Annotated in this window: 18 protein-coding genes and 2 pseudogenes; 16 read left to right on the top strand and 4 right to left on the bottom strand. The window is 70.1% G+C overall.

Translation table 11 applies throughout. From position 1 onward, the window contains the following. Nucleotides 1-44: 44 nt before the first annotated feature. Nucleotides 45-257, top strand: coding sequence for a DUF5988 family protein (locus ACJA3G_RS09410; RefSeq protein WP_406552444.1), 213 nt, complete (start codon nucleotides 45-47; stop codon nucleotides 255-257). Between the two features lie 286 nt (nucleotides 258-543). Here the strand turns inward: ACJA3G_RS09410 and ACJA3G_RS09415 are convergent, their stop codons facing one another. Together ACJA3G_RS09415 and ACJA3G_RS09420 are read right to left on the bottom strand one after the other, a co-directional pair. Continuing rightward, on the bottom strand, nucleotides 544-894 hold the full coding sequence (locus tag ACJA3G_RS09415; protein WP_406552445.1) for a hypothetical protein: 351 nt from the start codon (nucleotides 892-894) through the stop codon (nucleotides 544-546). 664 nt (nucleotides 895-1,558) lie between these two features. Further along, nucleotides 1,559-1,955: pseudogene (locus ACJA3G_RS09420) on the bottom strand (transposase family protein); the annotation flags it as partial. Nucleotides 1,956-2,828: 873 nt separating this feature from the next. Between ACJA3G_RS09420 and ACJA3G_RS09425 the strand changes: the two are divergent. The 9 genes from ACJA3G_RS09425 to ACJA3G_RS09465 all read left to right on the top strand — a co-directional run bounded on the left by ACJA3G_RS09425 (nucleotide 2,829) and on the right by ACJA3G_RS09465 (nucleotide 11,001). Then, on the top strand, nucleotides 2,829-4,034 hold the full coding sequence (locus ACJA3G_RS09425; RefSeq protein WP_406552446.1) for a tyrosine-type recombinase/integrase: 1,206 nt from the start codon (nucleotides 2,829-2,831) through the stop codon (nucleotides 4,032-4,034). Nucleotides 4,035-4,360: 326 nt separating this feature from the next. Further along, nucleotides 4,361-5,671 (top strand): alpha/beta fold hydrolase, encoded by a 1,311-nt coding sequence (locus tag ACJA3G_RS09430; protein ID WP_406552447.1) that lies wholly within the window; start codon nucleotides 4,361-4,363, stop codon nucleotides 5,669-5,671. 42 nt (nucleotides 5,672-5,713) lie between these two features. Continuing rightward, the gene (locus tag ACJA3G_RS09435; protein ID WP_406552448.1) at nucleotides 5,714-6,352 is read left to right on the top strand and encodes an MBL fold metallo-hydrolase; all 639 of its coding nucleotides are present in this window, start codon (nucleotides 5,714-5,716) and stop codon (nucleotides 6,350-6,352) included. 30 nt (nucleotides 6,353-6,382) lie between these two features. Beyond that, entirely contained in the window at nucleotides 6,383-7,162 is a 780-nt protein-coding gene (locus ACJA3G_RS09440) for an exodeoxyribonuclease III (RefSeq protein WP_406552449.1), read from the top strand. A 58-nt stretch (nucleotides 7,163-7,220) separates the two neighbouring features. Next, entirely contained in the window at nucleotides 7,221-7,655 is a 435-nt protein-coding gene (locus ACJA3G_RS09445) for a DUF6278 family protein (protein WP_406552450.1), read from the top strand. A gap of 155 nt (nucleotides 7,656-7,810) precedes the next feature. Beyond that, the gene (locus ACJA3G_RS09450; RefSeq protein ID WP_406552451.1) at nucleotides 7,811-8,554 is read left to right on the top strand and encodes an amino acid ABC transporter ATP-binding protein; all 744 of its coding nucleotides are present in this window, start codon (nucleotides 7,811-7,813) and stop codon (nucleotides 8,552-8,554) included. 19 nt (nucleotides 8,555-8,573) lie between these two features. After that, nucleotides 8,574-9,479 carry a glutamate ABC transporter substrate-binding protein gene (locus ACJA3G_RS09455; RefSeq protein ID WP_406552452.1) on the top strand — a complete coding sequence of 302 codons (906 nt, stop codon included), beginning with the start codon at nucleotides 8,574-8,576 and terminating at the stop codon, nucleotides 9,477-9,479. A gap of 8 nt (nucleotides 9,480-9,487) precedes the next feature. Then, a complete protein-coding gene (locus ACJA3G_RS09460; protein WP_406552453.1) occupies nucleotides 9,488-10,132 on the top strand; it encodes an amino acid ABC transporter permease in 645 nt (214 codons plus the stop codon). Then, the gene (locus tag ACJA3G_RS09465) at nucleotides 10,129-11,001 is read left to right on the top strand and encodes an amino acid ABC transporter permease (RefSeq protein WP_406552454.1); all 873 of its coding nucleotides are present in this window, start codon (nucleotides 10,129-10,131) and stop codon (nucleotides 10,999-11,001) included. The genes ACJA3G_RS09460 and ACJA3G_RS09465 overlap by 4 nt, the downstream gene beginning before the upstream one ends. A gap of 35 nt (nucleotides 11,002-11,036) precedes the next feature. Here ACJA3G_RS09465 and ACJA3G_RS09470 read toward each other — a convergent pair. Together ACJA3G_RS09470 and ACJA3G_RS09475 are read right to left on the bottom strand one after the other, a co-directional pair. Next, nucleotides 11,037-11,273, bottom strand: a pseudogene (locus ACJA3G_RS09470) (acyl esterase); the annotation flags it as partial. 20 nt (nucleotides 11,274-11,293) lie between these two features. After that, nucleotides 11,294-12,517 carry an Ig-like domain-containing protein gene (locus ACJA3G_RS09475; RefSeq protein ID WP_406552455.1) on the bottom strand — a complete coding sequence of 408 codons (1,224 nt, stop codon included), beginning with the start codon at nucleotides 12,515-12,517 and terminating at the stop codon, nucleotides 11,294-11,296. 223 nt (nucleotides 12,518-12,740) lie between these two features. Here ACJA3G_RS09475 and ACJA3G_RS09480 point away from each other — a divergent pair, with 223 nt between their 5' ends. From ACJA3G_RS09480 to ACJA3G_RS09505, 6 genes are all read left to right on the top strand, one after another. Beyond that, nucleotides 12,741-13,907, top strand: coding sequence for a lipid II:glycine glycyltransferase FemX (locus tag ACJA3G_RS09480; RefSeq protein ID WP_406552456.1), 1,167 nt, complete (start codon nucleotides 12,741-12,743; stop codon nucleotides 13,905-13,907). After that, entirely contained in the window at nucleotides 13,904-15,526 is a 1,623-nt protein-coding gene (gene murJ / locus ACJA3G_RS09485) for a murein biosynthesis integral membrane protein MurJ (protein ID WP_406552457.1), read from the top strand. The genes ACJA3G_RS09480 and murJ overlap by 4 nt, the downstream gene beginning before the upstream one ends. 49 nt (nucleotides 15,527-15,575) lie before the next feature. Further along, nucleotides 15,576-16,256, top strand: coding sequence for a response regulator (locus ACJA3G_RS09490; RefSeq protein WP_406552458.1), 681 nt, complete (start codon nucleotides 15,576-15,578; stop codon nucleotides 16,254-16,256). Then, complete coding sequence (locus ACJA3G_RS09495) at nucleotides 16,256-17,710, top strand: ATP-binding protein (RefSeq protein WP_406552461.1); 1,455 nt, start codon at nucleotides 16,256-16,258, stop codon at nucleotides 17,708-17,710. The genes ACJA3G_RS09490 and ACJA3G_RS09495 overlap by 1 nt, the downstream gene beginning before the upstream one ends. After that, on the top strand, nucleotides 17,707-18,195 hold the full coding sequence (locus ACJA3G_RS09500) for a hypothetical protein (protein ID WP_406552459.1): 489 nt from the start codon (nucleotides 17,707-17,709) through the stop codon (nucleotides 18,193-18,195). Before ACJA3G_RS09495 ends, ACJA3G_RS09500 begins: the two co-directional genes overlap by 4 nt. Nucleotides 18,196-18,258: 63 nt before the next feature. Next, on the top strand, nucleotides 18,259-19,337 hold a 1,079-nt coding region (locus ACJA3G_RS09505; protein WP_406552460.1), incomplete at its 3' end, for a cytochrome P450.

The following is a 19,337-nucleotide window of genomic DNA, read 5'->3' on the forward strand; positions in this document are numbered from 1 at the left end:
CCCCCTGCGAGCAGCAACTCGGTAGCAGCACAAGGAGGAAACAAATGTCCCCCCTCACCCACGCCCTCCTGGTCGACGGCCCCGACGATCTCCCCGCGGCCTACCGGCATCACCGCCTCCACTCGCCCACGGACAAAGTGACCATCACCTGGTGCGGAGGCCGCGAACACTTCGTCGCCACCGGGGAAACCACCGAACACAACGGTCACCGCCTCGCCGTCTACCGCTGGTCCTACCGCACCCGCATCGCCGAATAGACCGGATCAACGGGGGCATAGTCAGCGTGGACTCCACGGCCGGCCGAGCTCATCAGCGCGCGGCCGGTGCCCCCACCCGTGCCCCAAAGACTCAGCTCTGCGCCGCCGCTCCCTGCGCGGGTCCCGCCACTCAAAAAATGGTCCAGCGCCCACATCGCGAGGAACCCGCGCGGTCTTCCAACCCCTCAGGCCAGCAGGCCAGCCGGCATCCACGCTTCCTCCTGCGAAGCGGCACGGCTCCCCCCGGGGGGAGCGCCGAGTGGCCCGGCGCCAGGGCCACCGCAGGTCACAAAGCCTTCTCCAGCCGCGTGACGAAGGAAGCCAGCTGGCGGCCTGTGACCGCGCCGGGGATGGTCTCGAAGACCTCCCCGCCCCCCTGCTGGTGGAGGCGGAGAACCCAAGGGCGATACGCACAGCGAATCGCGGCTATTAGGGGCTGCGGACGGCAGACAATGGTGTGGTCGAGGCCGTCCAGGCAATACACCAGGCCCTTCGCCGCAGCGCGCTGGGCCTGCCTCGCACTCCAGCAGAAGCGGGCCGCGGCAGCAGAGAGATCACAGAAGCGGTGCAGGGCGTGCACATGCACGCGCTGCGGTTCATGAAGGTCTTGATGTATTTGTGTCACCCACACTGTCATGTCCGGGCCCACCTCCTTTCGTGAGCGTGCCCCGCCACATGCGGCCAACGACACCGGTCACCCGGACAGCGGACACCCCGACCGGCGGTAGACCGAAAATGATGCCCGCATGGCCAGAACCACACGGCACCCGCACCCAGTTCTCCCATCCAGTTCAGTCCTCAACCAGCGCAGCGGAAGCTGATCCATCACAGGTAAGAGGTACACCGCAAGCAATGCGACAACATCATCGGTATGAGGTGCCTCTGCCCCCTGAGAGCGACATCCTGAAAAAGCGGCACCATCGACTGTGCAGCGTAGTTGTCCATCGGGGCCATCTATCGTGCACGGGTCACACCGGTGCAGGCCCGCGGGGGAACGCGTGGGCACGGCGGGCGTGTGGGGGACGCTGGGCACGTGCGCCGCCTCCTGGTCTCTCTGGTCCTGCTTGTCCTGGTCGGCACGTGCGGCTGTGTGCGTGTGGCGGCTCCGGTGCGGGCGGAGCCCGTCGTCCTGACCCGGCCGCTGGCGCCGTCGCCCCCGAGTCAAGCCCGTGCCCGGGAGGCCCTGGCGGCCTATCCGCGTGGAGACGGCCCTGCTTCGTCTGCACCAATCACTGGTCACCGGTCCCACCCAGCGCCCATCTCTCCACCACGGCAGCGCCGCCCACACACCACTCCAGCTCGTTCGCTGAGAACCGGTAGTTGCGTGACGAGGCACCCACCTTCCGGTCACGGACCGGGATCAGGGTGCCGTTCACGATCCATAACCGCTCTACTGCGTCGGCTGGACGAGTGGCCGGCTCGATCGCGAGCAGTGGCCGCAGACGCTGGATGACCCGGCACACTGTCTCCGGCGAGACCGCGAAGAGTGGTGCGAGCTGCCGCCTGGTGAGGTTCGTTCGGTAGTACACGGCCGTCAGCAGCGCCCGGTCAGCCAGCGGCAGGCACCACGGCCAACCACCACCGGGACCGCTCCCGCCCCGTTCCCGCACCACCTTCACCAGCCGCTCGAACTGCCGCATCCGCAAGACCCGTGAACGCCTCCACCCACAACGACTCAGCCCTCAACGCTACGCATATAGAGGAAATGCCCGCTTCGCAGTCTTCGGCAAAACGCTTTAGGAGTCGGCAAAGTGGCTTCGGCGTATGCCCGCAGAGCCCGGGTCCTCCTTTGGAGGGAGTCGATGCAGCGGACAGTATTCGCCCACGGCAGACGAGAATTACGTCCGAAGGACTGGAACCTCCTGCGAGGCCATGTCAACGTACAACGTCCCGGAAAACATCAGGTCAGCAAGGGATGTGAGCCTCTGCCGGGCGGCGTGGCGTCCCGTCCCGCGACAACCTGCGACCCATTCCGCTCGGTCTCGTGACCGAGAGCCCGACCATAAGGAGGCCGACCTGTCGCATCCTGCGATCCGCTCGGGCGGCTTCGCCACCCCCGTCCTCTTCCTCGGCACCACGAATGCGTTGCCGGCCCAACGGATCGAGGGCTACGGGCCTCTGGCCATAACTGTCTGTGTGTCTGTGTCGTTCTCCTGTTCGGCGTGGAGCTGCTGCAATGTGGGCAGCGGGGTGACCGCCAGGCCCTCGGATATGTCATGGAGCACCCGGGAGCCACTACCCGCTAGGTGGCCTGACCCTGAGCGAGCCGTCGCCCGGAAAGCACGGTCGCCTACCGACTGCGGGCTGCTTGCGCCCGTCCCTTGCCGCGCGACTCCAGCACTGGCGTCCCGCTGGTGTCCCGGGGTGCGAGAGCGTCACCGAAGGCCAGGAGCACGACCTGCTGGGCGATACATAGCGGATGATCCCCGGTTAGCCAAACCGGGGATCGTCCGGAGCATTGGTGCTGTCCGTTTGCGGCTGTGCTTGGCGGTGGAGTCGTAGCGGATGGTGTGGCCCGCCTAGACCTGTATTGGCGGAGGCGGCGCAGATACTTCCCTGAATTTGAGGAGCGTGAGCATTCTGTCCAATCCCATCAAGAAACTTCCGCCGAATGCGAAGGGGAAGGTCAGGTACCAGTTCGTTGTCGATGTAGGGATCGACCCTGAAACCGGGAGGCGTAAGCAGTTGAGGCGCACCTTCGATTCCTTGAAGGAAGCGAAGGCTGAGTACGCGAACATATCTAACCGGAGGAACGAGGGCTCATTTGTTCCGCCCAACAAGATCACCGTGGACGAGTGGCTCGACCGGTGGCTCGCCATGAAGGCTGATGATCTCGAAGAAACCACCATCTACAACTACAGGATTACCCTGGACCGAGTTCGGGGGAAACTTGGCAAGATCCCCCTGCAGGAACTCACCGAAGAGCACGTGGAGGAATGGAGGGACTGGGCGTTGGCTCATGGCCGTGTCCGTGGGAAGAGGGCAGGGACGCCGCTCGGCGTCACGAGTGTGGATATGAGCCTCGCTCGGCTGAAGGAGGCTCTGGGGAGAGCCGTTACCCGGCGGCTGGTGTACGTCAACGTCGCTGCCCACGTCACCATTCCCCGCAGGGCGCGCAAAGAGGAGCGGAAGAACAAGGAGGAGGTGCCGCCCTGGAATGTCGAGGAGGTGCAGAAGTTCATCCGTGGCATTAAGGGAGAGCGTCTCTACGCTGCGCTGCTTCTATCGCTGATGGGGCTGCGTCCAGCTGAAGTCTGCGGCCTCCGGTGGCAAGACGTTGACTTGGAGAAGGCCACGATCGACATCACCAACACCCGCACGATGATGGGCAACCGTTACGTGGTGGAGAAGGACACCAAGTCTCTTGCGGGCGAGCGGGATCTGCCGCTGCCCGCTCCGGTGCTCGATGCCCTCAAGGTGTTCCGGGCTCTCCAGGACGAGGAGCGACTCGCCCTAGGGGAGGCATACGTGGTGTCCGGCTATGTCGTGGTGCACGAGACAGGAGTCGCCTTCACGATCAAGCAGCTTCGTCGGCGTGCGTATCGGCTCATGCATCTCCTCGGGCTCCGTCGCGTCAGGCTCTACCTGGCACGTGCGGCGTGCTTCACCTACTTGGCCAATCACGGTGTACCGGACCACATCCTTGCGCGATGGGCCGGGCATAAGAATGTCAAGACGACCAAGCGGTGGTACGTCAAGCCGGACGTGGAGGATCTTCGCGGAGCCGCCACCGCCTGGGAGGGCCTGCACGGGGGCACGTCGGCGGGGCAAGCGTGAGCCAGGCGATCTATCAGTCCAGCGACTTGCCAGCCGTACGGCTAGCAGGAGGGGGCTGGCTACCAGGGGGACTCAGGTCCTGTGCTCCGTGTGGTGTTCAAGCTGAGACTGGAACCGCTGGGGCCGTGAGCAGAGAGAGGTCTTGCTCGACGGGGCTTGACTAGAGCACGGGCCCGGGGGCTACCGCACGTACGTCATGAGTGAACGCCGGAGAAGCTGGAGTCATCGGGGGCGGCGGTGCCGGACCTGCTGTCGCGAGCGCGGCCAGACCAACTATGTTCACCCCGGCGATGTGACTTTTTGTGACAGATGAGAGGCTCGGGCGGGTGAGCGAGACACCGAAGAAAACCTTGCAATACCGCGTTGACGGGCCAGAAGACGCCCCGGTCCTGGTCCTGGGTCCCTCACTGGGTACCACATGGCACATGTGGGACCGCCAGATACCCGAGCTCTCGGGGAGCTGGCGGATCGTGCGTTTCGATCTGCCCGGGCACGGCGGCGCCCCGGCCCTCCCGGCGGTCTCGGTCGCCGAGCTCGGGGACCGGCTGGTCGCCACCCTCGACGAGCTGGGCATCCGGCGCTTCGGGTACGCGGGCAGTGCCATCGGCGCCGCCGTCGGTGCCGATCTGGCCCTGCGCCACCCCGAGCGGCTCGCCTCCCTCGCGCTGGTCGCCGCCTCGGCCCGGTTCGGGACCGCCGACGAGTTCCGTCAGCGCGGGGTGGTCGTGCGCAGCAACGGGATGGACCCGATCGCCCGCAGCACGCCCGAGCGCTGGTTCACGCCCGCCTACGCCGCGGCCCAGCCCGCCATCGTGGAGTGGGCCGTCCAGATGGTCCGCACCACCGACCCCGGCTGCTACATCGCCGCCTGCGAGGCGCTGGCCGCCTTCGACATCCGCGCCGACCTCGCCCGTATCGGCGTGCCGACACTGGTCCTCGTCGGCGCGGAGGACCGGGTGACCGGGCCCGGTGACGCGCGCGTCCTGGTCGCCGGGGTGCCCGACGCGCGCCTCGCGGTGGTGCCGGGAGCCGCGCACCTGGCGCCGGTGGAGCAGCCCGCCGCCGTCACCGATCTGCTCGTCCACCACTTCTCGACCGCCTGGCACGAGACGCTCCCGGCGGTCCCCGTCCCGGCCGCGCCCCCGGTCGCCGTCGTCCCGCAGCCACCGCGGGCCCCGGCCCCGCACACCCTGCACGTGCCCGTCCCCACGGCTGCCGAGCCCGTGCCCGCCCCGGGCGCCGTGGCCGAGGAGCGCCCCGACCCGTACGAGCGGGGCATGAAGCTGCGGCGCGAGGTCCTCGGGGACGCGCGCGTGGACGCCGAGACCGCCGACGCCGACGGCTTCACCGGCGCCTTCCAGGAGCTCGCCACCCGCTACGCCTGGGGCGAGGTGTGGGCCCGCGACGGCCTCGACCGGCGCACCCGGGCCGTCGTCGCGCTCGCCGCGCTGGTGGCGGGCGGCCACCTCGACGAGGTCGCGGCCCACACCCGCGCCGCGCTGCGGGCCGGGCTCACCCCCGAGGAGATCAGGGAAGTGCTGCTCCAGACGTCCGTGTACTGCGGCCTGCCGGCGGCGGGCGCGGCCTTCCGGGCCGCCGCCGCGGTCATCCGCGAGGAGACCACCCCGCAGCCCTGAGCGGTCCGGGCGCGGCGGCCCCCGCCGTAGCAGGATGGGGGCATGAGTCTGAAGCTGACCAAGAAGACCCACGCCTGCGTCCGGCTGGAGAAGGACGGCCGGACGCTGGTCATCGACCCCGGTGCCTTCAGCGAGGCGGACGCCGCGCTCGGCGCGGACGTCGTCCTCGTCACCCACGAGCACCCCGACCACTTCGCCGAGGACCGGCTGCGCACCGCTCTGGAGCGCAATCCGGCGGCCGAGATCTGGACCCTGCGCAGCGTCGCGGAGAAGATCTCCGCGGCCTTCCCGGGCCGGGTCCACACCGTCGGCCACGGCGACGCCTTCAGCGCGGCGGGGTTCGACGTCCAGGTCCACGGCGAACTGCACGCGGTGATCCATCCCGACCTCCCGAGGATCACCAACGTCGGCTTCCTGGTGGACGCTTCGCTCTTCCACCCCGGGGACGCGCTGACCGTCCCGGACCAGCCGGTGGACACGCTGATGCTGCCGGTGCAGGCGCCGTGGAGCAAGATCTCCGAGGTGATCGAGTACGTACGGGAGGTCGCCCCGCGCCGGGCCATCGACGTCCACGACGCGCTCCTGACCGACCTGGCCCGGCCGATCTACGACACCCACCTGGGCAATCTGGGCGGGGCCGACCACGCGCGGCTGAGCCCGGGGGAGTCGACGGATCTGTGACTGTCGTACCCCGCCGTTAGGCTGTTCCGCATGCGCATCGCGACCTGGAACGTCAACTCGATCACCGCCCGGCTGCCCCGTCTCCTGGCCTGGCTGGAGAGCACCGGCACGGATGTGCTGTGCATCCAGGAGACCAAGACCACCGAGGAGGGCTTCCCCGCCGCCGAGCTCCGCGAGCTGGGCTACGAGTCGGCGGTGCACGCCACGGGCCGGTGGAACGGAGTGGCGCTGGTCTCCCGGGTCGGCCTGGAGGACGTGGTGCGGGGGCTGCCCGGCGACCCCGGCTTCGAGGGGACCCTGGAGCCCCGCGCCGTCTCCGCGACCTGCGGCGGAGTCCGCCTGTGGTCGGTGTACGTGCCGAACGGCCGCGAGGTCGGCCACGGCCACTACGCGTACAAGCTGGCCTGGTTCGAGGCGCTGCGGGCGGCCGTCGCCCAGGACGCGGCGGGGGAGCGGCCCTTCGCGGTGCTCGGTGACTTCAACGTCGCCCCGGCCGACGAGGACGTGTTCGACGTGGCGTTCTTCGAGGGCCAGACCCATGTCACCCCGCCGGAGCGGGCCGCGCTCGCCGCGCTGCGCGAGGCCGGTCTCTCCGACGTGGTGCCGCGCCCCCTGAAGTACGACCGTCCGTACACGTACTGGGACTACCGCCAGCTCTCCTTCCCCAAGAACCGGGGCATGCGCATCGACCTGGTGTACGGCAACAGCCCGTTCGCCAAGGCCGTCAAGGACAGCTATGTGGACCGCGAGGAGCGCAAGGGCAAGGGCGCGTCCGACCACGCCCCGGTCGTCGTCGACCTGGAGATCTGAGAATCACACTCCGCGTGCCGGTGGTGCGCGGGTCTGTGCCAGTGGGACGCTGGACGCCATGAACATCCTGGACAACTGGCGCAAGCGGCACGGCTCGCAGCGGACGGCGGTGCTCGCCGAGGCGGTGCAGACCGATCCGGAGGGTGTGGGGGAGCTGCTCGCGGAGTGCGAGCTGCTCCGCGTCCGGGCGCAGCAGGCCGGGCTCGAACTGGACGACAGCCCGGCCTCGTTGGCAGCGCTCGACCAGCTGCCGCCGCGCTGGCGGGACGACCCGGAGGAGCTGCCGGGGCTGGGCAACGACGCCGGCCTCTATCTGGGCACGGTGCTCGTGCGGACGGTCGAGGGCGCCTCCTGGCAGGTGTGGCCGGGCGGCCGGCCGGTGGTGCGGCTCGTCTCGGGGCGCGAGGTCGACGTGGTGGGCGCGGGGACGGAGTGGGCGGCCAGCGGGACGCCCGAGCTCTCGCAGATCTACGCGGAGGCCTCCGAGGTCTGACCGTCGCGCCCCCGTTCCCCCGTACCGGGGAACCCAACTCACCAGTAACCCAAAATACGGTTTATGTCCTGTTCGTGCGTGTCGAGATGAAGTGCCTTTCCGGGCTGGATAGTTTGCGCTGACCTCGACACAGCGATGAGTGGGCAGGACAGTGTATGGCCGTCGATCCGTTGATCGAGCTGCGTGACGTCAACAAGTACTACGGGAAGTTGCACGTCCTGACGGACATCAACCTCACCGTCGGACGCGGGGAGGTGGTGGTCGTCATCGGGCCGTCCGGCTCGGGCAAATCGACGCTCTGCCGGACGATGAACCGCCTGGAGACGATCGAGTCGGGGTCCATCACCATCGACGGCAGACCGCTGCCGGAGGAGGGCAAGGGACTCGCGGCGCTCCGCGCCGAAGTGGGCATGGTCTTCCAGTCCTTCAACCTCTTCGCCCACCGGACCGTCCTCGCCAACGTCTCCCTCGCCCAGATCAAGGTCCGCGGACGCAAGAAGGACGAGGCCGACCAGCGCTCGCGCGAACTCCTCGACCGGGTCGGCCTCGCCTCCCAGGCCGACAAACTCCCCGCGCAGCTCTCCGGCGGCCAGCAGCAGCGCGTCGCCATCGCCCGCGCGCTCGCCATGAGCCCCAAGGTCATGCTCTTCGACGAGCCCACCTCCGCGCTCGACCCGGAGATGATCAACGAGGTGCTCGAAGTCATGCAGTCGCTGGCGCGCGAGGGCATGACCATGGTCGTCGTCACCCATGAGATGGGCTTCGCCCGCTCCGCCGCCAACCGCGTCGTCTTCATGGCCGACGGCAGGATCGTCGAGGACCGCACCCCCGAGGACTTCTTCACCAACCCGCACAGCGACCGGGCCAAGGACTTCCTCTCCAAGATCCTCAAGCACTGAACGGGGAGTGGACGCAACCATGACGCGTACGCGACGCGCGCTCGCCGCGCTGGCGCTGGTCCTGGCCGCCACCGGGTGCGGCAAGTCGGGCAGCCCGCCGGTCAAGGGCCCGCAGCCCGACCGACTGCCCCGCTACCGGGTCATGACCGGCTTCTCGCTGCCCGGCTCGACGGTGTGGCGGCGGGCGAAGAACCGCGGCCACCTGGTCGTCGGCGCCAAGGAGGACCAGCCCTACATGGGCGAGAAGGACCCGGCCACCGGCGTCTACTCGGGCTTCGACATCGAGATCGCCAAGATGATGTCCGCCTCCCTCGGCTTCGACCCGAAGTCCATCGAGTTCAAGACGATCGCCTCCGCCAACCGCGAGACCGCCCTGCAGAACGGCCAGGTCGACTACTACGTCGGCACCTACACCATCAACGCCAACCGCAAGAAGCTGGTCGGCTTCGCCGGGCCCTACTACATGGCCGGCCAGGGCCTGCTGGTGCGCACCGACGAGGACGACATCGACGGGCCGCAGGACCTGAACGGCAAGCGCGTCTGCTCGGCCGCGGGCTCCACCCCGTACCAGCGCATCCAGAAGGACTACCCGAAGGCCGATCTCGTCGCGTACGACACGTACTCCGTCTGTGTGGACAACCTGCTCACCTTCCAGGTCGACGCCGTCACCACCGACGACACCATCCTCAGCGGCTACGCGGCCAAGGTGCCCGACGAGCTCAAGGTCGTCGGCAAGCCCTTCTCCAAGGAGCCCTACGGCGTGGGGGTGCCGCGGGCCGACAACGCCCTGCGCTTCGCCCTCGACGACGCCCTCGCGGCCCACGAGAAGAACGGCGACTGGCAGAAGGCCTACGACGCCACGCTCGGCCTGTCGGGACGCAAGGCCGCGCCCGCCCCGCCCATCGACCGCTACCCGGCGAGCTGAGGCCCCGCATGGACGTACTGACCAAGAACTTCTCGCTGTACGGCAAGGGCTTCCTCGGCACCGTCGAGCTCACCGTCTACGCCTCGGCCCTGGCACTGGTGCTGGGCTTCCTGATGGCCTCCTTCCGGGTCTCGCCGGTCGGCTCCTTCCGGGCGCTGGGCACCGTCTGGGTGAACGTGCTGCGCAACACCCCGCTCACGCTGCTCTTCTTCGCCGTGCTCCTCGGGCTGCCGCGCTTCGGACTGGTGCTGCCCTTCAAGCTGTTCGCGGTGCTCGCCCTCGGCTGCTACACCTCCGCGTTCATCTGCGAGGCACTGCGCTCGGGCATCAACACCGTCCCCACCGGCCAGGGCGAGGCGGCCCGCAGCCTGGGGATGACGTTCGGCCAGACGCTCTCCGCGGTGGTGCTGCCGCAGGCCTTCCGCTCGGTCATCCCGCCGGTCGGCTCCACCCTCATCGCGCTCGCCAAGAACTCCGCCATCGCGGGCGCGTTCAGCGTCACCGAGCTGCTCGGCACGTACAAGACGCTCAGCGAGCTCGGCTACGACATCGTGTGGACCTTCATCTGGATCGCCGTCGGCTATCTGATCATCACGCTCGCCATCAGCGTCGTCTTCAACCTCATGGAGAAGTACTGGGGAGTCGCCCGATGACCGCACAGCCGTCCACTCAGGCCACCGCCCTCTACGACATCCCCGGCCCGAACACCCGGCAGCGGCACCTGCTCTACGGGGTCGTCTCCACCGCCCTGATCCTCGCCCTGCTCGGCTGGGTCGTCTATCTGCTCTTCGACACCGACCAGTTCACCGCCACCAAGTGGTCGCCCTTCGAGTACGAGGGAATCCAGCGGCTGCTGCTGCGCGGACTCGGCAACACGCTCAAGGCCTTCGGATTCGCCGCGCTGTTCTCCCTGCTCCTCGGCGCGGTCCTGGCCACCGGGCGCCTCTCCGACCACCGGCCGCTGCGCTGGCTCGCCACGCTGCTGGTCGAGTTCTTCCGCGCCATGCCCGTCCTGGTCATGATCTTCTTCATCTTCGTGGCGCTGAAGGTTCAGCCCCTGCCGGCGCTGGTGGCCGGACTGACGCTCTACAACGGCTCGGTGCTCGCCGAGGTGTTCCGCTCCGGCGTCAACTCCGTGGAACGCGGCCAGAAGGAGGCGGCATTCTCGCTCGGGATGCGCAAGACGCAGGTCATGACGTACGTGCTGGTCCCCCAGGGGATCCGCGCGATGATGCCGACCATCATCAGCCAGCTGGTGGTCGCCCTGAAGGACACCTCGCTCGGTTTTCTGATCACGTATGAGGAGTTCCTGCACGCGGGGAAGCTCATCGCCTCGAATCTCGACTACGATTTGCCGTTCATCCCCGTGGTGATGGTGATCTCACCGATCTACATCGGGATGTGCATGCTGCTCTCCTGGTTCGCCACCTGGATGGCCAGGAGACAGAAGCGCAATCCCAAGACGGAGGCCGTGGATGTCGCCCCGGCCGAACCAGGGACGCTGCTGCCAGGTGCGCAGTAGCAAGGGGGCAAGGCCCACCCGGCAGCAGCCGGTGATCACTCCTCGCGGAGAGGGACCGTCAGAGACGACGGATCTGACGCGGGCGGGGAGAAGGTCAGCTGCGCGCCGGTCGGGTTGTGCTCGATGTAGAGCGGGTCGACGGTGTCCACCACCTGTGCCGGGGCGTCATGCCGTGGAAGGCGCAGGGGGCGTTGCTGACCGGCTTGCCGAGGCCGAGCGGGCCCACGTCGTACAGACGCGACGGGGGTGCCGCTCTCCTTGGTGGCGGTGACCCGGGGTGTGCGGCGCGGCTCTAGCCGGCCGTGGTCGAAGCCCCGTTCAGGGCGCTCTTGGCCTGCCACTGCTCCCAGCCGAGGTTCCACTCGCCGTAGCCGTTGTTGACCGCCTGGGTGCCCTTGGCGTCCTCGCCGGTGATCTCGAACGGGTCGCCGGGCTGCACCATGCCGTACAGCTCCTTGGCGTTGGCGTCGCTCATGCCGATGCAGCCGGAGCTGTGGTTGGTGTTGCCGAAGTACGCGTCGTTCCAGGGAGCGGCGTGCGCGTACATCCCGGACCAGGTCAGACGCATCGAGTAGTCGACCATCTTGTCGTAGGCCTTGCCGAGCCCGACCGTCTCGGAGTTCATGTTGATCGTGCCCTCCTTCGCCATCAGGACGGCCTTGCCGCGCCAGGACGCCTTGTCGCCGCCGGGCGTACCGCCCGATATCGGGATGTCCTTGACCACGGAGCCGTCGCGGTACAGCTTGAGGTGGTGGTTGTCGAGGCTGACCTTGACGACCTGGTTACGGCCCACCGTGAAGCCGGTCTTGTAGTCCTTGACGAACCAGCCGCTGCCCGAGTCGACGCCGTTGAGGTCCGCCTGGAGCGTGACCTTCGTGCCCGGCTTCCAGTAATCCTTGGGCCGCCAGTCCACCCGGGACTTGCCGGAGTAGTCCTCCATCCAGCCCCAGGACCCCACGGTGTTGTCCGAGGTGGTCACCTTGAGCTGCTTCTCCACCGCCGCCTTGTTCTTCACCGGGTGGTCGAAGACGATCGACAGCGGCTGGGCGACACCGACCGTGGTGTCCTTGCCGGGCGCCAGCGCCAGCTTGTTCACCTTGTCCGCGGCGGCGGTCGCGAACCCGGCCTTGGCGGACGAGCCCTTGTCGTCCTTCGCCTCCACCGCGTACGTGGTGCCGGGCGCGGCGTTCCTGTCCGAGGTCCAGGTCTTGCCGTCGGCGGATATCTTCCCCGCCAGCGTCCCGCCCTTGCCGTCGGTGACCGTGACCTGCTGGAGCCTGCCCCCGGCCAGGGTGACCTTGACCGGCTCGCCCGCCTTCGCCTGCTGTCCCGTCAGGTTCACGGCGATCTCGGCCTTCTTGGCGCCCGCGATGTCGGCGCCGCCCTTGGCGTCGTCCGAACCGCCCGAACCGCCGGAGCAGGCGCTCAGAGCGGCGGCGAGGACCGCGGTGCCGGCGATGACGGCGTTACGGACGGGTCGGCGGCGGAGCGGAATGTGGCGGCGTATGCGGCTCAACTGGAAAACCTCCGTAGCAATGCTTCTCCGTAGGAGAGAGTCGGTCACTCGACTCTAGGTTGCGCAAAGGGCCGGAAATCTCCGGGATTCCTTTGTGACAAGGACCGCAGAGGAACTGTCACCGTCCGGTCACATGCGCCGCGCGGCGCGGTCATGGACCGCTGTGAGCATCCTGTGCATCCCCGTGGAACCGATCGCGGGGCGTACTTGGGAGGTCACTCACGTGTCCGCACTGCTCGTGACCGGAGACCGCGACCAGGACCTGAACGTGCGCGGTCTCTCCGTCGCGGAGTACCGGTCCTTTCTGGCGGCCCGCCCCGGCGTGAGTTTTCTCCAGCACCCCTCCTGGGCCGAGGTGAAGGACCAGTGGTCCGCGGAAAGGGTCGGCTGGCACCTCGGCGGCGGCGAGCTGCAAGGCGCCGCCCTCGTGCTCTACCGGCAATTCCCGGGCACCCGGAAATACTTCGCCTATCTCCCCGAGGGACCGGTCGCGGACTGGGCCGACCCCGAGATCGACCGCTGGCTCCAGCCCCTGCTGCGCCATCTGCGCCGGGCGGGCGCCTTCGCCGTACGCATCGGGCCCTCACCCGCGTACCGGCGCTGGGACGCCGCCCTGCTGAAGTCCGCGACCGGCACCGGCCGCAGGGTCGGCGACGTGCTCGCCACCGAGGTCGACTCGCTGGGCAGCGCGGTGGCCGAACGGCTGCGGGCGCGCGGCTGGCGGCGGTGCGGCGGGGACGGTGGAGGCGACGGGGACGCCGACGCGCAGCCCCGCTACGTCTTCCAGGTGCCGCTGGCCGGGCGCACCCCCGAGCAGCTGTGGTCCGGGCTCAACCAGGAGTGGCGGCGCAATGTGCGCACCGCCCAGAAGGCGGGCGTCGAGGTCGTCACCGGGAACGCGTCCGACCTGCCCGAGTTCTACCGGCTGCTGCGGATCACCGAGGAGCGCGACGGCTTCCGGCTGGGCCGCTCGCTGGCGTACTACGAGCGCCAGTACGCGGCGCTCAACGCCGAGTGCCCCGGCCGGATGCGCCTCTATCTCGCCGTCCACGGGGGAGAGGTGCTGGCCGCCCACACCATGATCTCCACCGGCGGGCGGGTCTGGTACCAGACCGGCGCCTCCGCCGACCACCGCCGCGAGGTCCGCCCCAGCAACGCCCTGCAGTGGCAGATGATGCTGGACGCCCACGCGCTGGGCGCCCAGGTGTACGACATGCGCGGGGTACCCTCCACTCTCGACCCCCATGACCGCCCGTTCGGTCTGCTGCGCTGGAAGCTCGGCACCGGCGGTCAGGTGGTCGAGACACTGGGGGAGTGGGAGACACCGATGAGCGGTACCGCCAACCACGCGCTCTACCGCGCGTTCCAGGCCTATCTGGCGCGCCGGTGACGGCCCCCGTCAGAACGGCGCCGAGGCACGCCGCCAAGCCGTCCCTGGCCCGCAGCGGCGCGGTGATGGCCGCGGGGTCCATCGTCTCGCGCGCCACCGGATTCGTCCGCTCCGCGGTGGTGGCCGCCGCGCTCGGCGTCCAGCTCGTCGGCGACGGTTTCGCGGTCGCCAACAACATCCCCACCATCCTCTACACCCTGCTCATCGGCGGCACGCTCAACGCGGTCTTCGTGCCCGAGCTGGTCCGCGCCGCCAAGGAGCACGCCGACGGCGGCGCCGCCTACACCGACCGGCTGCTCACCGCCTGCACGGCCGCCCTGGTCGCCCTCACCGCCGTCGCGGTGCTCGCCGCACCGCGCGTCGTCGACCTCTACACCGACTACACCGGCGCCCAGCGCGACCTCACCGTCGCCTTCGCCCGCTACTGCCTGCCGCAGATCCTCTTCTACGGCCTGTTCACGCTCTTCGGGCAGGTCCTCAACGCGCGCGGCCGGTTCGGCGCGATGATGTGGACGCCCGTCCTCAACAACCTCGTCGTGATCGCGGTGTTCGGCCTGTACCTGGTGACCGCCGGAACCTCCGGCGACACCCTGAGCGCCACCGACACCCGGATCCTGGGCTGGGGCACCACCGCCGGGATAGCCGTCCAGGCGCTCGCGCTGGTCCCGGCGCTGGGCGCGGCCCGGTTCCGCTGGCGGCCGAGGTTCGACTGGCGCGGCAGCGGCATCACCCGCCCGCTGCGCTCCGCGGGCTGGCTGGTGCTCCTGGTCCTGACCAACCAGCTGGCGTACTGGGTGGTGACCCGGCTCTCCACCACCGCGGCCCAGCACGCCAAGGGCGCGGGCTACACCGCGTACACCAACGCGTACATGCTCTGGGTGGTCCCGCACGGCATCGTCACCGTCTCGCTGCTCACCGCGCTGATGCCCCGGATGAGCCGGGCGGCGGCCGACGGGGACCCGGCGGGGGTGCGGCGCGACCTGTCCTACGGGCTGCGCACCAGCGCCGCGCTGATCGTCCCGGCCGCCTGCGCCCTGTTCGCGCTGGCGCCCTGGCTGATGGGCGTGGTGTTCGGGTACGGCAGGACCAGCCCCGCCGACGTCCAGGTCATGGCGGGGATGCTGATGGCGTTCGCGCCCGGGCTCATCGCCTTCTCCGGGCAGTACGTGCTCTCGCGGGGCTTCTACGCGCTCGGCGACACCCGCACCCCGTTCCTGCTCAACCTGGTGATCGCCGGCTGCAACGCGGGCCTGTCCGCGCTCGCCTATGTGCTGCTGCCCGCGCGCTGGGCGGTCACCGGGATGGCCGGGGCGTACTCGCTGGCGCTGTTCGCCGGCTGGGCCCTCACCGCCTACACCCTCGACCGCAGGCTCGGCGGCGGCGCCGGACTGCTGCGCTCGCCCTCGCTGACCACCCACGTCCGGCTGCTCCTGGGCTGCGCCCCGGCGGCGCTGCTCGGCTGGGCGGCGGCCCGCGCGGCCGACCCGCTCGGCTACTTCGCCGCGGCCGGGGCCGGAGCCGCCGTGCTGCTCGTGACCGTCGCCCTGCTCGCCCGGCCGCTGCGGCTCGACGGCATCAACGACGTGCTCGGCAAGCTCCGCGGCGGACGCAAGCGCTGAGACACCTCACCCGCCCGGGACACACGAGACTGCTGGGATACTGACGCTCATGCCACGCGTGCTGCTCATCGAGGACGACCCCTCCGTACGGGAAGGGGTCGAGCTCGGGCTGCGCAGGCGCGGCCACGAGGTGCGCGCGGCGGAGACCGGCGAGGCGGGGCTCGCCGCGCTCAGGACCTTCCAGCCCGAACTGGTCCTGCTGGACCTGATGCTGCCCGGCATCAACGGCGTCCAGGTCTGCCGCCGCATACGCGAGACCAGCCAGCTGCCGATCATCATGCTCACCGCGCGCGGTGACGACTTCGACGTGGTGGTGGGCCTGGAGGCGGGCGCCGACGACTACATCGTCAAACCCGCCCGTACCGAGGTCATCGAGGCCCGCATCCGGGCCGTGCTGCGCAGGCTCACCGAGCCCGGGCGCCCGGGTCTGGAGTTCCACGGCGAACTGGTCCTCGACCGGGCCGGTCTCACCGCCGCCAAGTCGGGCGAACGCCTGGCGCTCGCCCCCTCCGAGCTGAAGCTGCTGCTGCATCTGTCGGCCCACCCCGAACAGGTCTTCAGCCGCCAGCAGCTCCTGGAGTCGGTGTGGGAGCACAGCTACCACGGCGACGCCCGGCTCGTCGACGCGTGTGTCCGGCGGCTGCGCCACAAGATCGAGGACATCGCCGGCAGCCCGCGCTACATCCAGACCGTCCGCGGTTTCGGCTACCGCTTCGGCCCGCTGCGGTGATACGCGCGCGTCTGCGGGCCGGGCGCCTCGGGCTGCGCGCCCGGCTGATCGCCGCCTTCCTCCTGGTCGCCGCCATCGCCGCGGGCACCACCGCCACCCTGATCTACCAGGAGGCCCGCTCGGTCATTCTCCAGCAGGCCCAGGACACCGCTGTGGCCCAGCTCCGCGACCAGATCGGCGCCCAGACGGTGAAGCTGCCGATGACCCGCACCTCGCTGCGCGAACTCAGCCTCGCCGTGGGCCGCCAGGGCAAGCCGCACCCCTGGTACGTCTTCGCCGAGTACGGCTCGCTGCGCGCCTCCAACGTCAGCCAGACCACCTCCGGTGTCCTCACCGAGGACCTGCGGCGCCGGGCCCGCGCCAATCCGCACGGCACCTTCCAGCGGGTGGTGAAGGACGGCCAGCCCTGGCTGACCGTGGGCATGCCCGTGATGCTCGGCGACGAGGGAGTGCAGCCGGCGCAGCCCACCGGGCTCACCGTGTTCGCGGTGATGCCGCTGGCCACCGAGGAGGACAACGTCCAGGCGATGGTCACCGCCGCCCGGGACGGCGCGCTGCCCGCGCTCGCCGTCGCCCTGGTGCCCGCGCTGCTCGCCGCCCGCAGCGTGCTGCGCCCCGTCCGCGATCTGCGCCGGGCCGCCAGCAGCATGGGCAAGGGACGCCTGGACACCCGTATCGAGGTCAAGGGATCGGACGAACTCGCCGATCTGGCCTGGACGTTCAACGAGTCGGCCAGGGCTCTGGAGCGGTCCGTCGAGGAGCTCCAGAAGGCCGAGGCCAGGGCCCGCAGATTCGCCTCCGACGTCTCGCACGAGCTGCGCACCCCGCTCGCCGGGATGCTCGCCGTCACCGAGGTCCTCGACGAGGACGCCGGGGGGCTCGACCCGGACACCGCGGCGGCGGTCCGGCTGATCTCCACCGAGACCGACAAGCTCGCCACCCTCGTCGACGACCTGATGGAGATCTCCCGCTTCGACGCCAAGGCCGCCGAGCTCAACCTCGACGAGGTCGACGTGGCGGAGACGATCGCCAAGACCCTTCAGCGCAGGCGCTGGGAGGAGCGGGTCGCCGTCGACCTGCCGCCGGGGATACGGGCCATGCTGGACCCCAGGCGCTTCGACGTCGTCGTCGCCAACCTCGTCGGCAACGCGCTGCGCCACGGCTCCGCCCCGGTCCGGGTGGTGCTGCGCGCCGACGGCGACCGGGTGGTGACCGAGGTGAGCGACGGCGGCCCCGGCATCGCCCCCGCCGTGCTGCCGCACATCTTCGACCGGTTCTACAAGGCCGACGCCGCCCGCACCCGCTCGGCGGGCAGCGGCCTCGGTCTCGCGATCACCCTGGAGAACGTCCGGCTGCACGGCGGCACCGTCCGGGCCGCCAACGGGCCCTCGGGCGGGGCGGTGTTCACCGTCGAGCTGCCGTCGCGCCCGCCGGGCGAGGGGAGGCCGTCGTGAGGGCGGCCCGGCTCGCCGCCCTGTGCGCCGCCCTGCTCCTCGCCACCGGGTGCGGCATCCGCTCCACCGACGTCGTGGAGGTGGGCGACCCCGCCTACGTCCGGGCGACGCCCACCGTCCCAAGCAGCGTCACCCTGTACTTCAAGGGCCCGGAGGGCGGAGTGCTGCCGGTGGTCCGGCCCGGACAGCAGGAACAGTCACCCGGCAACGCCGTCGTGCTGCTCCTGAGCGGCCCCACCCAGGCCGAGAAGGACGCGGGGCTGAGCACCGAACTGCCCAACTACTACGGGGGGATGACCCTCAGCAGGGAGGGCGCCGGCGTCCACATGCGGCTGGAGCGCGCCGTGCGCGACTTCCCGGCCGTCGCCCGCCGCCAGCTGGTGTGCACGGCGGCGCACGCGGTCACCCAGGTGCCGAGCAGGTCGGTGTCGGTGACGGTGGCCGGGACCGACGGTGAGCTCGCTCCCGCGCAGTGCCCCTTCTGAGCCGGAGCCGGGCCCCGGCGGGGCGGTCTTGTCGACGGCGCCGGTGGGCGTCACCTTGGTGCGATGAGTGATCTGCCGGACGTCTTCGACCCGCGCCGGTACGCCGCCGGGCCGCCCCACGACGACTACCGGGAGCTGCGCGAGCGGCACCCGGTGGCCTGGCAGGAGGAGTACGAGGTCCTGGGCTGGCCCGCCGGACCCGGCTTCTGGGCGGTCACCCGCCACGCCGACGTCGTCCGCGTACTTAAGGACGCGGCCGGTTTCTCCTCCGCGCTCGGCGCCACCCAGATCCGCGACCCCGACCCCGACGACCTGCCGTTCATCCGGCGCATGATGCTCAACCAGGACCCCGCGCCCGGCTCCGCGCCGGTGCCGGGCCGCACGGACCACCACGACCACGGCAGGCTGCGCCGCCTGGTGAGCCGCGCTTTCACCCCGGGCCGCGTCGACCGGTTCGCGGCGGCGGTACGGACCCGGGCGCGCACCCTGCTCGGCGCGGCCCGCGACGGCGCCGAGGGCGGGGTGTTCGACCTGGTCACCGAGGTCACCGACGACTACGCGCTGCTCAACCTCGCGGACCTGCTCGGGGTGCCCGGCAGCGACCGCGGGCTGCTGCTCGAATGGACCGAGCGGGTCATCGGCTACCAGGACCCGGACGAGCCGCCGGTGCTGGGCCCCGACGGGCGGCCGGTCAACCCCCGCTCACCCGCCATGCTGCGCGAGATGTTCGGCTACGCCCAGGAGCTCGCCGCGTACAAGCGGCGCGAGCCGGGCGACGACGTGATGACCGCGCTCGCCCACTCGGAACTGGCCGACGCCGAGCTGGAGATGTTCTTCTTCCTGCTGACGGTCGCGGGCAATGACACCGTGCGCGCGGCGGCGCCCGGCGGTTTCCTGGCGCTGGCCGAGCACCCGGCCGCCCAGCGCGCCCTGCGGGCCGGGACGGCGGGCGTGGACGGCGCCGTCGAGGAACTGCTGCGGTGGCACCCTCCGGTACTCACCTTCCGCCGTACCGCCGTACGGGACACCGTGCTGGCGGGGCAGCGGGTGCGGGCGGGCGACAAAGTGGTGGTCTTCCACGGCTCGGCCAACCACGACGAGCGCGTCTTCGCCCGCCCCCACAGCCTGGACCTCACCCGTAC

The sequence above is a fragment of the Streptomyces sp. YS-3 genome, from assembly GCF_045257485.1.
In the GTDB taxonomy this organism is placed as follows: domain Bacteria; phylum Actinomycetota; class Actinomycetes; order Streptomycetales; family Streptomycetaceae; genus Streptomyces.

What these genes read in the sequence shown, in the direction of transcription:
- ACJA3G_RS09410 (WP_406552444.1), top strand. Translation starts at nt 45, where the DNA reads ATGTCCCCCCTCACCCACGCCCTCCTGGTCGACGGCCCCGACGATCTC.
- ACJA3G_RS09415 (WP_406552445.1), bottom strand. Translation starts at nt 894, where the DNA reads ATGACAGTGTGGGTGACACAAATACATCAAGACCTTCATGAACCGCAG.
- ACJA3G_RS09435 (WP_406552448.1), top strand. Translation starts at nt 5,714, where the DNA reads ATGAGTCTGAAGCTGACCAAGAAGACCCACGCCTGCGTCCGGCTGGAG.
- ACJA3G_RS09440 (WP_406552449.1), top strand. Translation starts at nt 6,383, where the DNA reads ATGCGCATCGCGACCTGGAACGTCAACTCGATCACCGCCCGGCTGCCC.
- ACJA3G_RS09445 (WP_406552450.1), top strand. Translation starts at nt 7,221, where the DNA reads ATGAACATCCTGGACAACTGGCGCAAGCGGCACGGCTCGCAGCGGACG.
- ACJA3G_RS09450 (WP_406552451.1), top strand. Translation starts at nt 7,811, where the DNA reads ATGGCCGTCGATCCGTTGATCGAGCTGCGTGACGTCAACAAGTACTAC.
- ACJA3G_RS09455 (WP_406552452.1), top strand. Translation starts at nt 8,574, where the DNA reads ATGACGCGTACGCGACGCGCGCTCGCCGCGCTGGCGCTGGTCCTGGCC.
- ACJA3G_RS09460 (WP_406552453.1), top strand. Translation starts at nt 9,488, where the DNA reads ATGGACGTACTGACCAAGAACTTCTCGCTGTACGGCAAGGGCTTCCTC.
- ACJA3G_RS09465 (WP_406552454.1), top strand. Translation starts at nt 10,129, where the DNA reads ATGACCGCACAGCCGTCCACTCAGGCCACCGCCCTCTACGACATCCCC.
- ACJA3G_RS09490 (WP_406552458.1), top strand. Translation starts at nt 15,576, where the DNA reads ATGCCACGCGTGCTGCTCATCGAGGACGACCCCTCCGTACGGGAAGGG.